The organism is Ruminococcus sp. (assembly GCF_024684275.1).
This window is the reverse complement of record NZ_JAIKXF010000027.1, coordinates 1-12,609: the sequence shown is the minus strand read 5'-3', so window position 1 is coordinate 12,609 and position 12,609 is coordinate 1. Positions and strand designations below refer to the sequence as shown.

The 12,609-nt window shown below is 46.6% G+C and carries 12 protein-coding genes; 8 read left to right on the top strand and 4 right to left on the bottom strand.

Translation table 11 applies throughout. The annotated features are described in order from the left end of the window. Positions 1–244: 244 nt before the first annotated feature. From K5677_RS03345 to K5677_RS03325, 5 genes are all read left to right on the top strand, one after another. Positions 245–472, top strand: a complete 228-nt coding sequence (locus tag K5677_RS03345) for a hypothetical protein (RefSeq protein WP_296724641.1) — start codon at positions 245–247, stop codon at positions 470–472. Positions 473–641: 169 nt separating this feature from the next. Beyond that, on the top strand, positions 642–1,259 hold the full coding sequence (locus K5677_RS03340; protein WP_296724638.1) for a nitroreductase family protein: 618 nt from the start codon (positions 642–644) through the stop codon (positions 1,257–1,259). A gap of 97 nt (positions 1,260–1,356) precedes the next feature. Further along, complete coding sequence (locus K5677_RS03335; protein ID WP_296724635.1) at positions 1,357–2,487, top strand: acyltransferase family protein; 1,131 nt, start codon at positions 1,357–1,359, stop codon at positions 2,485–2,487. A gap of 106 nt (positions 2,488–2,593) precedes the next feature. Next, complete coding sequence (locus K5677_RS03330) at positions 2,594–2,791, top strand: DUF4298 domain-containing protein (protein ID WP_296724634.1); 198 nt, start codon at positions 2,594–2,596, stop codon at positions 2,789–2,791. Positions 2,792–2,830: 39 nt separating this feature from the next. Further along, positions 2,831–3,484, top strand: a complete 654-nt coding sequence (locus K5677_RS03325) for a CpXC domain-containing protein (RefSeq protein WP_296724632.1) — start codon at positions 2,831–2,833, stop codon at positions 3,482–3,484. Positions 3,485–3,519: 35 nt separating this feature from the next. Here K5677_RS03325 and K5677_RS03320 read toward each other — a convergent pair whose 3' ends face one another. From K5677_RS03320 to ligA, 3 genes are all read right to left on the bottom strand, one after another. Then, positions 3,520–4,335 carry a zf-HC2 domain-containing protein gene (locus tag K5677_RS03320; RefSeq protein ID WP_296724631.1) on the bottom strand — a complete coding sequence of 272 codons (816 nt, stop codon included), beginning with the start codon at positions 4,333–4,335 and terminating at the stop codon, positions 3,520–3,522. Then, positions 4,332–4,829: an RNA polymerase sigma factor gene (locus tag K5677_RS03315; protein ID WP_296724628.1), complete on the bottom strand. Its 498-nt coding sequence runs from the start codon at positions 4,827–4,829 to the stop codon at positions 4,332–4,334. The genes K5677_RS03320 and K5677_RS03315 overlap by 4 nt, the downstream gene beginning before the upstream one ends. A gap of 123 nt (positions 4,830–4,952) precedes the next feature. Continuing rightward, a complete protein-coding gene (gene ligA, locus K5677_RS03310; RefSeq protein ID WP_296724626.1) occupies positions 4,953–6,908 on the bottom strand; it encodes an NAD-dependent DNA ligase LigA in 1,956 nt (651 codons plus the stop codon). Positions 6,909–7,226: 318 nt separating this feature from the next. Here ligA and K5677_RS03305 point away from each other — a divergent pair, with 318 nt between their 5' ends. Genes K5677_RS03305 through K5677_RS03295 form a run of 3 tightly spaced genes read left to right on the top strand, consistent with a single transcriptional unit; the run spans position 7,227 to position 9,551 of the window. Continuing rightward, positions 7,227–8,039, top strand: coding sequence for an RNA methyltransferase (locus tag K5677_RS03305; RefSeq protein ID WP_296724623.1), 813 nt, complete (start codon positions 7,227–7,229; stop codon positions 8,037–8,039). A gap of 32 nt (positions 8,040–8,071) precedes the next feature. Next, complete coding sequence (locus K5677_RS03300; RefSeq protein ID WP_296724620.1) at positions 8,072–8,557, top strand: LURP-one-related family protein; 486 nt, start codon at positions 8,072–8,074, stop codon at positions 8,555–8,557. Positions 8,558–8,570: 13 nt separating this feature from the next. Further along, the gene (locus K5677_RS03295; protein WP_296724617.1) at positions 8,571–9,551 is read left to right on the top strand and encodes a Gfo/Idh/MocA family oxidoreductase; all 981 of its coding nucleotides are present in this window, start codon (positions 8,571–8,573) and stop codon (positions 9,549–9,551) included. Positions 9,552–9,596: 45 nt separating this feature from the next. Here the strand turns inward: K5677_RS03295 and K5677_RS03290 are convergent, their stop codons facing one another. Beyond that, entirely contained in the window at positions 9,597–12,377 is a 2,781-nt protein-coding gene (locus K5677_RS03290; protein WP_296724615.1) for a cellulose 1,4-beta-cellobiosidase, read from the bottom strand. Positions 12,378–12,609 lie beyond the last annotated feature (232 nt).

Below are 12,609 nucleotides of genomic sequence, written 5' to 3'. Positions count from 1 at the left end.
TTAAAATACCAAAATTATTTTCGGAATATTCACGCGCATCCTTCAAATAGGATGCACCCACTTGACTTGCGGGTGTTATACCTTGATTTTTTCAATAATTCGTGGTATACTATATTTAATATGCAAATCTATTGGACGCCATCTCATTCATTATCTCTGTATGTTTAAAAGAGTTTTACACATACTACGCTATTTCTTTTGAAAAAAGAATTTGAGAATGAGGTAGTTAGTTTGGAGTGATTGAATGCCAGAACAGAAAATTATCGACCGGGACACCTACCGGGCAATAAAGAAAATGAGCCGGGATGAGCTGCAAGCCTTCCTAATACGCTACGCTGACGGACTGCTGGAGAAAGAAGGCAAGTCCATCGACCTGCGAGAGGTTGAGAAAGACCTCCGGCAGATCAAAGGTATCGGCGATAAGCGCGTTGAGGAAATCATGGCAGTGTTCGAAAAGCATCTGGGAGTATAAATGCAAGACTTTGGCACTTTTCAGCCATATCTCCCCGTAGCGATAAGAGCATTGAACATATCCCCCGCTACTCATAATCACAGTATTGTGCCGAAAAACATCAAATCGAGAAAGTCGAGACACGTTGAGTGCGTAGTTCTGCTGTCAAAAATATGAGCAGGTTATTAATATGGAATTCTATGAAGCAATAAACAGAAGAAGCAGCGTCCGCGAATTTTCCGGCGAGGCTATCCCAGAAGAGACCATAAAAAGGATAATTGAGGCGGCTTATAAAGCTCCCACAAACGATCATTTCAGAGACTGGCATTTTATTGTTGTGACAGATAAAGCACTCATGGCAGATGTCCTGAGTGGAGTGCCCCAGAATCTCACCGTAAAAGACGTAGACAAAATGACATTTATATCCGATCCTGTTCAGAAGGAATCCTATCAGTTTGCCGTTCCGAAACAGTACAGTATGCTTGTCAATGCGGCGGCTGTTATTATTCCACTCATGAAGAAGAAGGTCGACATCCTTCACCCTGCCGACCTCTCTCATCTTAACTGTTTTGCTTCGGTATGGTGCAGCATCGAAAACCTGTGGCTTGCTGCAACAGCAGAGGGCTGTGGCTGCAATCTGAGGATACCACAGGGCAATGAGGAGGAAAATGCGCGGAAAGCAACGGGCTTCCCCGAAGAATACATGATCCCATGCTTTATCGGTATCGGCATACCTGCTGACAACGCAGTGCGTACAAAACAGCTTGTTCCCGATATGGAAAAACAGATCCACTGGCAAAAATTCTGATAAAATTGGGCTCACAAAATAGAATATAGCTGCGTCCCGTAAAAAAGCTGCGTATCAAAGCATTATTTTATTCTGATATTATTTAGGAGTGATTTTTTTGGCAAAGGAAAACAAAAAGTTCATGATCCTGTCCGCTATCGGCATTATCATGGTCGTGGACTCACATACATGGGGAACATTCAATATTTTCGCTAATTTTTTCCCCTTCAATTCATTTTTCATGCCCATGTTCGTGTTTATCTCGGGCTATTTCAACAAGGTTGACAAAAACACAAACCTCTTGAAATACACAAAGCGCAAATTCATGACGCTGCTGCTGCCATATCTGGTAGTCTCAGTTCTGGCGCTTGTCATAGAATGGCTGATATACTGTCTGAAAACAGAAGCCTTGCAGCCCTTTTTGCTGGAGTACAAGGCAAGAGCCATGCTGAACACTTTTACAAGCGGCGAGATCAGCACCATTGCACTGCCGATGTGGTTCGCCCCTATGCTTTTCGCAGTACAGATCGTTTACGCCCTTATGAAAAAGGTGCTGTCGAACCACTGGAACAGCAAGATAGCTCTTGTACCATTCATAGCAATGAACATATTTGTTGTGTGGTACGCAAGAAAGTACGGAGTACCTGATCATCTGCTCCTGCTGTTCAAGGTGATGTTCTTCCTGCCTTTCCTTGAAATGGGTGTGCTTTACCGCGAGGTGCTGGAGGAAAAGCTCAAAAAGGCAAATCACCTTCTGCTGATGACAATACTTCTGCTCATAAATACAGCAAGAGTATTCTTCATGCCCAATGAGTACGACCTTGCCTTTGACAGTCTTGCAACACTGACCGAATTTACGAGTCCATATCCTGTAACTCCCATGATCTCGGCAATTGTTGGTATGCTGTTCTGGCTGGAGGCAGTTGACCTCATTGGCAAGCCTTTCTTTAACAGCAGAGTGGTAAACGCAATTTCGGAAAATACCTTCTATATCATGAGCTTTCATGTTATTTTCTTCAACATACTGAACTGTATCCTCTTTGGTATCGACAAGGCTTTCGGGCTCCCCTATTTCGACGTCGTAACCTTCCAGGATTCAAACTGGTACCGCTGGGAGTACGTTTCACAGTTCCGACTGGTATACTTCCTGTTTGGATTATTAGGTCCTGTGGGACTTATGAAGCTCTATGAGAGATTTGTAAAGAAGCCTGTGGCAAAGCTTTTCACAAAGCCTGCTGCGCAGAAATAAAATAAAAAGGAGCAGATCTATGCCTAAAAGAAAGCTTATATCATAAAATTCATCGGAGATCGCTTTCAGCGAGCAGATAAAACGTATAACCTATTATGAGAAGCTCATGGATACTGCGGAGAAGCTGAAAAACGGCACCCCTCAGAAGAAAAAAGCCCTTGCAGAGCTTGAAAGATATTACACAAGCGATGCGTGGAAACAGGACTTTGCCGCTGATGAAGCAGGGCTTCTTCCAAAGGAGCTTAAACGCGGTGTTCTCTCTGAGGACGGCGTTTATAACCTTCTCAGCGAAACCGACGAATAAGCTCATTCAATACATACCATAAAGAAAAGAGGAGTCACTATGTCAAAAAATCACAATGAGATGATCAAGTGCCCTGAGTGCCGGACTGAGGGTGATTTCAAGGTCTGGGAGAGTATAAATACCTCCGACGCTCCGGAGCTCAAAGAGCTTGTAAGAAGCAGTGAGCTCTTTATGTGGAAGTGCCCTAAATGCGGAAACAACTGCATAGTTTTCTACCCTACATACTATCATCAGCCCGAGGATAAGGTGCTTATCCACTATATCCCTGATTCTCCGCTGACAGCTATAGATTCCATGAAAGCTCTTACCCACGATCCGTACGACGAGAGTATCAAGCTGGAAGATGGCTGCCGCAAGCGTGTTGTTACGGATATGAACAGCTTCCGCGAAAAGCTCCTTATACTTGACCACGGCTATGACGACAAGGTAATAGAGCTGCAAAAAATCTTCCTTATCGCTGAGCTCCAGAAGGAAGAACCCTCTAAAAAGATCGAGCAGATATTTTTCAACAGAGAAAAGGACGGCACGATCAATTTCGCTATAAAGACAGAGGGCGAACAATGGGGACGGGCTGAGTTCAGCAGCGGAAGCTATGAGCAGATCGCCAAGACCTTTAAGGCGGCTCTTGCTGCTGATGATGAGGTTCTTATAAACTCTGAATGGGCTCTTGCAGCAATTGAAAAGCAGATGTAACCGCAGAAGCGGACAGGCTGACCTGTCCGCTTTTCTTATTTCAGATATTCGCCCCATTTGTTCTGGGCAGCTTTTTTCATGTCATTGAGCTCGTCTCTGTGTTTTTCGATAAAATCTCTAAGCTTTGCGGTATCCTCGGGATCAAGATACTGCGCTTCTTTAAGTGCTTTGAAGTCAAAATCAGTAAAGAATATAAACATTCCCTTTGTTTTCTGTCCGTCATATGTCTCATCAAACGAAGCAGTGACCTCGACACGGTCAGAAAGCGAAAGGTTATGGCAGAAAGACATACAAAGGATCGGTTCTTCCGACCTGCTGTCTATGCCGCGCATTCCGTTACTGTCTACCGATACAGCACCCTTTGGAGCAACAAGCATATATCCCATACTAAAATTCAGATAATGGGGCATACCCACTAAATACCGGTATTTATCGTCCTCAGATGAATATACTGTCACCTTATTTACTCTTGGCAAGTCCTTGCTGCCGTCATCATAAGGTGCTATCTTTTCCATGCCCTCGCACAGCTTCTTCATGGGGCGGTATTTAAGAATATACCACGCTGCATTTACTCCTGCAAAAAGCACAAGACAAATACACATAAGCACTGACATAAACTTGGTAAAACGGCTCTTTTTCAGCTTCTTCCCTACTTTTTTAAAGGTCTCGGTCTCAGTGGGAGCTTCTTTTTTCTCGGCTTCTGGGATAGTCACCTGCTCACTGAGACGGCGGCAGTCCGCGCACTCCGCAAGGTGCTCCTCAACAAGTATTTTTGTCTCCTCGCTGCATATTTCCTCCTTATACAGCGGCAAAAGATCGACAATGACATTGCAGGGTATATTATTTTTCATAAAAGTCCCTCCTTTTTCAGAAGCTGTATCAGCTTCTGCTTGGCTCGATAATAGGTCACCCCTGCCCAGTTCTCACTTTTTTCGAAAACCTTGGCAATATCGGCGAATTTAAGCTCCGCAAAAACTCTCAGGGTAAAGACCTCACGATAAGGTTCTTCAAGGTCGTGGAGAAGACGATGTATGTGCAGAGCGGTATCCTTATCCGCAAAGCAGGCTTCGATACTCTCCTGCGCCGCAGGCTCGGGAACGCTGTCAAGAGACTGATTGCGATTCTCAGCCTTTTTCAGACAGTCGTACCAGAGATTTCTTGCGATAGTATACAGCCATGTCTTTACGGAGCAGTCCCCTTTGAAGCTATCGGCGTTTGTTATGGCTTTCAGCATGGTGTCCTGTAGAATGTCACGGGCAAGCTGCTCACTTCGGCACATTCTCAGGATAAAGGCGTAAAGGTCTGAGCTGTATTTTTCGTATATCTCATGCAGTTCCTGCTTCATCTTCTCACCTCCCTCACTTATATAGACGAGTGACGCTTATTTTTATTACAGCTTATTCAATATAATTTTATAAAGCAAGACGGGCGCTGTGAAAGCGCCCATACATTCTTAATTTCCGACATTTCAGCTGTTGGCAAGCGCCTGAAACTCCTCCTCGGTGATTATCGGCACTCCAAGCTCCTTTGCAGTCTTGTTCTTGTTAGAATTTGATGTATTGTCGTTGTTGATAAGGTAGTCCGTCTTTGAAGTAACTGAATTTGTTGCCTTTCCGCCGTTCTGCTCGATAAAGACTTTAAGCTCATTGCGGTTCTTCCAGATATGCACAGAGCCTGTGATAACAAAGGTCTTCCCTGCTATTGCGGACTCGCTGTTCACTGCGGCAGCCTCCTCGATATGGAGCTCTGCCAGCAGATCATGGAACTCCGCAAGATTTTTCTCGTCGGAGAAGTACTTCACATAGTCATTGGCAAGGACCTCGCCTATGCCGTCGATAGCTGTCAGCTCAGAAACCGTCAGCTTCTCCAGCTCATCGGCTGTTGGGTACTGAGCACAGATGAGCCGTGAAGCCTGTCTGCCGATATTTGGTATGCCCAGTGAGTACAGCACACGGCTGAGCTCAGTATTTCGTGAAGCTTCAACTGCGTCGGCAAGCTTCTGATAGGACTTATCGCCGAAACCTTCCAGCACAACTATCTTGAACTTATAGTCGTCAAGGTGGTAAAAGTCGCGGAACTCGCGGACAAATCCCTCGGAAACGAGAGTTTCAATGGTGGCTGTTGACATTCCCACGATATTCATGGCATCACGCTGCACAAAGTGCTCGAATTTGCCTATATGCTTAGCTGCACAGGCTTTATTCGTACAGACAAGAGTCTCAACGTCCTCGTCAGAGGTGCGGACCTCCGCAGGCTCTCCGCAGACGGGACATACCGCAGGTATTTCAAGGCTTCCCGAGGCAGTTTTGTTTTCAAGTACCTGTGGGATTATCATATTAGCCTTGAATATGGTCAGGGTATCGCCAATGCCGAGGCGAAGCTGCTTCACTATACTGAGATTGTGTACGGAAGCTCGGGAGACCGTAGTTCCCTCAAGCTCAACAGGATCAAATATGGCAACAGGATTGAGAAGTCCTGTGCGGCTTGCAGACCACTCCACCTCGCGGAGTATGGTATCGGCGGTTTCATCGCGCCACTTGAATGCAATGCCGTTTCGAGGGGCATGGGAGGTCTCTCCGAGGCTTAGACCGTATGCCACATCGTCATACATGAGTACAAGTCCGTCAGAGGGGAATTCATTCTCGGCAATAGCCTTCTCAAAGTCGGCAACAGCTCCCTCAACAGTATCAGAAGTGACAGTTATGCCGTAAACTCGCTGAAAGCCCTGCTGCTCCAGCCAGTCAAGACGGGCAGAAAACGAATTTTCCTCATAAGCCTCTGCGGAAACAAGATTGAATGCGAAGAAATTGATATTTCTCTCGGCAGTAACACGAGAGTCCAGATTGCGGACTGTTCCGACGCAGAGATTTCGGGGATTCTTGTATTTTGAGCCGTCCTCTATCTCAGCGTTGACGCGTTCAAAGTCCTTGTACTTCATCAGTGATTCACCGCGCACCACAAGTCGTCCCGTAAATGGTATACGAGCAGGTATACCCTTGATATGACGTGCATTCTGAGTAATGTCCTCACCTATCTCGCCGTTTCCGCGAGTTACAGCCTGTACCAGCTCACCGCCCTCATAGGTCAGCACAAGAGTAAGACCGTCCAGCTTCCAGCTGAGGAAGCCCTTATGCTCTCCAAGCCAGCTTTTCAGCTCATCAACGCTCTTGGTCTTGTCGAGAGAGAGCATTTTCGTTGTGTGACGTATCTTCTGAAGTCCCGATGATACCTCAAAGCCAACCTGCTGAGTACGGCTTCCGCTGAGGATAACGCCTGTCTTTTTCTCCAGTGCCTCCAGCTCATCGTAGAACTGGTCGTACTGTTTATCGGACATTATCTCAACACCTGTATTGTAGTAGGCGTCAGCAGCCTTTGCCAGAAGCTCATTTAGCTCCTTCATTCTGTTTATATCATTATTTGCCATAGTAAGCTCTCCTTAAAAAAGTATACTCATATTATACCATGAACTCATAAAAAAAGCCATAGTAAAAGATAAAAAGAATTATGACTGCGGATATTGACGAAATCAGGGGAAACTGATATAATATAGTAAATCATTATTCGCATATGGAACAAAGTTGATAGTTGAGAATTGAGAGTTGAAAGTTATGGTGTCGCCTGCGGCGACATTATTTAAATAATGTGAGCGAAGCGAACTCATTAACTCTCAACTCTTCACTCTCAACTCTAAACTATATCCAGATTCAGTAAATTTAAATTCGGATATAAAGAAAGGCATAATATGTCAAATATCATCGAAATAAACAATAACAGCACCGATGTGCTGCAAATATTTGCTCTGCTGTCCGAGCCGCAGCTGCTCCACTATTTCGAGCCTGAGCTCGGACTGTTCATTGCAGAAAGCCCCAAGGTCATAGAACGTGCTCTCAACGCAGGCTACGAGCCATACGCTTTGCTTATGGAGCGCCGAGATGCCGAGGGACAGATGAAAGAGCTTATCCCGCGCTGCGGTGAGGCTCCTGTATATATCGCCGACTTTGACGAGATAACCGAGGTCACGGGCTTCAGGCTTATCCGCGGAGCTCTCTGCGCTTTCAGGCGCAAACGCCCTGCTGATATAAATGAGCTCTGCAAAAACGCACGGCGTATTGCTATTCTCGAAAATGTGGTGAATCCCACAAATATCGGAGCTATATTCCGCTCAGCAGCTGCCCTTAATATGGACGCTGTACTGCTGACGCCTGCCTGCTGTGATCCGCTGTACAGGCGCTCTTCACGTGTGAGCATGGGAACAGTGTTCCAGATACCGTGGGGGTATCTTTCAAGCAATACCGATTACCCGCAGCAGCTCTGTGATATGGGGTTCACTACAGCTGCTATGGCTCTCAGTGACAACTCGGTAAGCATTGACGATCCCGAGCTCACAAGCATAGAAAAGCTGGCAATAGTTCTCGGTACTGAGGGCGAAGGACTTGCCGACACTACAATTGCGGACTGCGACTACACAGTGAAGATACCTATGTCTCACGGAGTGGATTCTCTGAATGTTGCCGCCGCAAGCGCAGTTGCCTTCTGGCAGCTGGGCAGACAGTAAACACGCATCAATAATGATATGAGGGAGCATATATGAAACTGTATTTCAAGCAAAAGGTATTCTCATTCAAACAGCACACGGATATATTCGACGAGTCTGGAAATGTGCTGTTCACCGCAGAGGGCGAGATATTCTCTCTCGGACGCAGAATGCACATCTACGATATGAACCGCTGTGAAGTAGGCTTCGTACAGCAGAGGCTTCTGCATCTTATGCCGCGTTTCTCGGTTTACATCAACGGTCAGTACATGGCTGACGTAGTAAAGGAGTTCACGCTGTTCAAGCAGAATTACCGTGTTGAGGGGCTTGGCTGGCGTATCGACGGAGATTTTCTTGCTCACGACTACAGGATAACCTACGGCGGCAAATACATTGCTTCTATCCACAAACACTGGATGACATGGGGCGACAGTTTTGAGATCGACATAGCATACGAACAGGATACAGTCATGGCGCTTGCTGTGATAATTGCCATTGACTGTGTTATGGATACATCACAATCTTCCAACTCAAACTGAAAGGAGCATTATCATGAAAACATTCAAATGGGGAGTTATCGGCACCGGCAAGATAGCTCACACGTTCGCTACTGCACTCAAACACTGCGAAAAGGCACAGCTCTGCGGCGTGGCTTCAAGGACCAAGGACAAGGCTAAAGCATTCGCTGATGAATTCGGCTTCGAGAAATACTACGGAAGCTATGCTGACTTTGCAGCAAACAGTGATGCAGAGATAGTCTACATCGCAACTCCTATGGCTTCGCACTTCAATGACGCTAAGCTCTGTATCGAAAACGGCAAAAACGTACTCTGCGAAAAATCCCTCACTCTTAACGCTTCACAGACCGAGGAGCTCCTTGCTCTTGCACGTAATAAGGGAGTTTTCTTCATGGAGGCTATGTGGATGAAGTGCCGTCCTGTTTACCGCAGGATGAAGGAGTGGATAGCTTCGGGACTTATCGGTAATATTGAGTATATAAAGGCTGATTTCAGCAACTTTATCCCCTATAACGAAAATGACCGCCTTTTCCGCGCGGACTGCGGCGGCGGCTGTCTCCTTGACCTGGGTATCTACCCACTCACTCTCGCACATGACCTGCTGGGTATGCCCGACGAGATAATCACATCTGCCCACATGATGTACGGCATAGATATTAGCAATTCTATCACGCTTCATTACAAGAGCGGCGCATTCGTATCAGCGGATAACGGCTTTGAGATACAGCTCCGCAACAATGCTATTGTATCGGGAAGCAAGGGCTTCATCACTCTCGGCAACTGGTTCCACTGTACCGACGAGGGAATCCTTTACGACCGCCGCGGAAACGAGGTGGAGCACTTTGTATACAAGGACGAGATAAACGGCTATGAATACGAGGTCGATGAGGTCCACCGCTGTCTGGAGGAAGGACTTCTTGAAAGTCCACTTGTGCCCCACAGCGACACCATTGAGGTCATGAAGATAATGGACGAATGCAGAAAAAAATGGGGAATGAAATTCCCAAATGAATAAGAATAAGCCCGTGAGCTGACTTAAACTCACGGGCTTTCTTATTTCTTAGCTATTTGGTTCAAGGCTTGTTATCTTCTTTAGGAGATATTCCTGTATACGAAGGGCGTCACCTGCTGTTACGCCATTGCCGTGGTCGGCAACATCTGCGTTTGCAAGTCCCTTATCGGTTATCGCCTTTTCGTCAGAGCCGCCTAAAGCATACCTGTTTGGATTTGCAAGGCTCTGCATGATGAGAACTACGTCTGCCATATCAACACCGCCGTCGCAGTTAGCGTCGCCCCATACACTCACAGTTACATCACCGTTTGTTGTAGTTGTTGAAACAGGCTCTGTTACAGTCGATGTTGCAGAGGTCGTTGTCTCGGTAGTTGTAGTCGTTTCAGTTGTTGTAGTCGTGCTCTCGGTCGTTGTAGTTGTAGTCGTTGTTGTGGCAGTAGTTGTAGTTGTTGTAACTACCTCGGGAGCTTTGACAAAAACAGTATAATTGATAACATTTCCTGTCATGCCGTTTGTTCCGAGAACTACTCTCTGTCCAGCCTCATATTCCTTCTTATAAGCCACGAAGCTGACATCATTGCTTGACTTTGCAGTAAGGTCTGTCCTTGTGTAGCCGCTGAGCCATGAAGGAACTGAGTTTGCATCTTCCTCACGGGTATCAACGAGAACGTATACCTCACACTTGTCAGCTGTTGTGAATTCGGCAAGGTCTGAATCTGTATTCTTTGAATTGCAGGCTGTCATGATATACTCACTGTTCTGAAGAACAGAAGCAAGCTCTGTGTATGTAAAGTCTCTGTCGCCGTAAATAGGACCGCCGACAGTATTTGACTCCATAAGCTTCCATGAGCCTGAGTTTGCATTGTCCTTTACAAGGAAGTTCTTTACAAGCTTTCCGTTTACAGGCTCGGGAGGAGTATTATTGAGCTTGATATTCGGTCTTGCAGGAAGCTGAGCCTCAGTGCCGAGGTAGAAGCTCGGGTGGGGCGGCTGATTATATGATGACTGCTGACAGCCGTTCTGCATACGGTACTGCATATCGTGCATAAGAGTTGTCAGTCTGTACTTTGTCTCGGTATTTGTACACCATACGCGGAGCTTTGAGTTGTCAGTCGTTCTGAGAACAAGCTCCTCACGCCAGTCGCCGAAAAGATCGGCAGTAAGACAAGGTACAGCCTTTGTTCCGTTGTTTGAAGCACAGCCCTGAGCTGTAAAAATATCCTGATAATTATCAATAGCAACAGCCTTGCTGATAGTAATATCGTTGAGAAGCTCACGCTCTAAGTCGCCGTCCCAGTAGATAAGGAAATTCGTTGCGGGCTGTTTATTGCCTATCTGCTTGCCTGAGGTATCATATACAGCATAAGCAGGTCTTGAGCCCCAGAACTCTGCACCGCTGTTTCCTGCAACGATATTGTCTGCGCAGCAGCGTCCTGTATCCTTATCACCGTCATAATGCCAGATTATCTGACCGTTCTTGCCGTCAACAAGTGAGATACCGTACTTTCCGTCCTCGTGACAGATGAATACCTCCTGTCCCTCGCGGTTGGGAACAAGGTCTCCGATGTGCATAGCATCACCGTGGAGCAGCTTTGTAGACCAGAGAAGCTTTCCGTTGTCGTCGATACAGCTTGCGCCCATGCAGACCTCCTGTCTGCCGTCGTTATCGAAGTCCGCAACCATTACGTTGTGGTTTCCGCAGCCGTAAGCAGGGTCATTTTTATTGAATCCCGTATCGAATACCCACTTGTTGGAAAGCTTGCCGTTCTTTACGTCAACAGCAGAAAGAGTAAGCCTTGTATAGTAGCCCCTGCCATAAACAACAGAGGGGTGGACTCCGTCAAGATAAGCGATAGCGCAGTTGTAGCGCTCGCAGCGGTTTCCGTAGTTATCTCCCCATGTGGACTTGGCTGTATTGCTTGTAGCATCACCTCTCGGCACAGGGAAGTCGATAGTATCGAGAGCTGCACCTGTTGCGCCCTCAAAAAGCGTCATATACTCAGGACCCTTCAGAACCGTACCTGCACTGTCCAGATAGTTGGCACTGCCGTTTCCGATGACCTGTCCCCTGCCGTCAACAGTACCGTCGCAGGTCTTGGTAACAAGCTCTGCCTTGCCGTCGCAGTCAAAGTCAGCCACAGCCATTTGTGTATAATGCTGACCTGCGCGGATATTCTTGCCCATGTCTATGCGCCAGAGCTTCTTTCCGGTGAGGGTGTAGCAGTCGATATAGACGTTGCCTGTAAAGCCCTGAATACCCTTATCGAGATTGTGCGTCTGGGAGTTATCCTTTGAGTTTGAAGGATCCCACTTTACAAATATCTCATACTGACCGTCACCGTCAACGTCGCCTGCACAGCAGTCATTGGGCGAATAGGTGTAGGCTTCACCGTTGATAGTTCCGCCTCTCGGAACATCAAGAGGTATATCGAAGTAATTCGAGCCCGAAGTGAATCGGCAGTCCTCTGAGCTGACCACATTTCCGTTCACAAGAGTATCAACACGGTACTTTGAGCTTGAATTTCCGCTTGCGTCCCAGTAATTTGTAGCCTCGCCAGCCTTGCTGGTGTAGATGAGCTGGTCATCGCGGAAGAGCTGAAACTCAGCGTTATCGTTGTCGTTGGCGTTGAAGCGCCAGCTGATGAACATTCCGTTGCCCGACTTGATAGCGTAGATTCCGCGGTCGAGGTACTCCATGATAGCCGAGCCGTTGCCGCCGTTTCCGTAAGCGGCGTCAGCAATAAGAGAGGTATTCATGCTGAGGCTTGAGCTTGCAGCAACTGCGAGAGAGGCAGCAGCCGCCGCAAATTTTTTGAATTTTAGGTTCATTTTAATTCCCCCTGTGTATTTAGTCACGATTTCGGGGCACAAGCCCCCTATCCATATTATTATACATGATTATTCATAATTTGGCAATGATTTATTGTATCTTTTTACCACTTTTTTGTCTGAAAGTATAATATATATGCAAAATAATGCAGTAAAATTTAAGATTCTATGACACAATATGTCACCTTAGATTGTAGAACTAAGAGCTAAGAACTAAGATTGTAGGGGCGCA

What these genes read in the sequence shown, in the direction of transcription:
- K5677_RS03345 (WP_296724641.1), top strand. Translation starts at nt 245, where the DNA reads ATGCCAGAACAGAAAATTATCGACCGGGACACCTACCGGGCAATAAAG.
- K5677_RS03340 (WP_296724638.1), top strand. Translation starts at nt 642, where the DNA reads ATGGAATTCTATGAAGCAATAAACAGAAGAAGCAGCGTCCGCGAATTT.
- K5677_RS03330 (WP_296724634.1), top strand. Translation starts at nt 2,594, where the DNA reads ATGGATACTGCGGAGAAGCTGAAAAACGGCACCCCTCAGAAGAAAAAA.
- K5677_RS03325 (WP_296724632.1), top strand. Translation starts at nt 2,831, where the DNA reads ATGTCAAAAAATCACAATGAGATGATCAAGTGCCCTGAGTGCCGGACT.
- K5677_RS03320 (WP_296724631.1), bottom strand. Translation starts at nt 4,335, where the DNA reads ATGAAAAATAATATACCCTGCAATGTCATTGTCGATCTTTTGCCGCTG.
- K5677_RS03315 (WP_296724628.1), bottom strand. Translation starts at nt 4,829, where the DNA reads ATGAAGCAGGAACTGCATGAGATATACGAAAAATACAGCTCAGACCTT.
- ligA (WP_296724626.1), bottom strand. Translation starts at nt 6,908, where the DNA reads ATGGCAAATAATGATATAAACAGAATGAAGGAGCTAAATGAGCTTCTG.
- K5677_RS03305 (WP_296724623.1), top strand. Translation starts at nt 7,227, where the DNA reads ATGTCAAATATCATCGAAATAAACAATAACAGCACCGATGTGCTGCAA.
- K5677_RS03300 (WP_296724620.1), top strand. Translation starts at nt 8,072, where the DNA reads ATGAAACTGTATTTCAAGCAAAAGGTATTCTCATTCAAACAGCACACG.
- K5677_RS03295 (WP_296724617.1), top strand. Translation starts at nt 8,571, where the DNA reads ATGAAAACATTCAAATGGGGAGTTATCGGCACCGGCAAGATAGCTCAC.
- K5677_RS03290 (WP_296724615.1), bottom strand. Translation starts at nt 12,377, where the DNA reads ATGAACCTAAAATTCAAAAAATTTGCGGCGGCTGCTGCCTCTCTCGCA.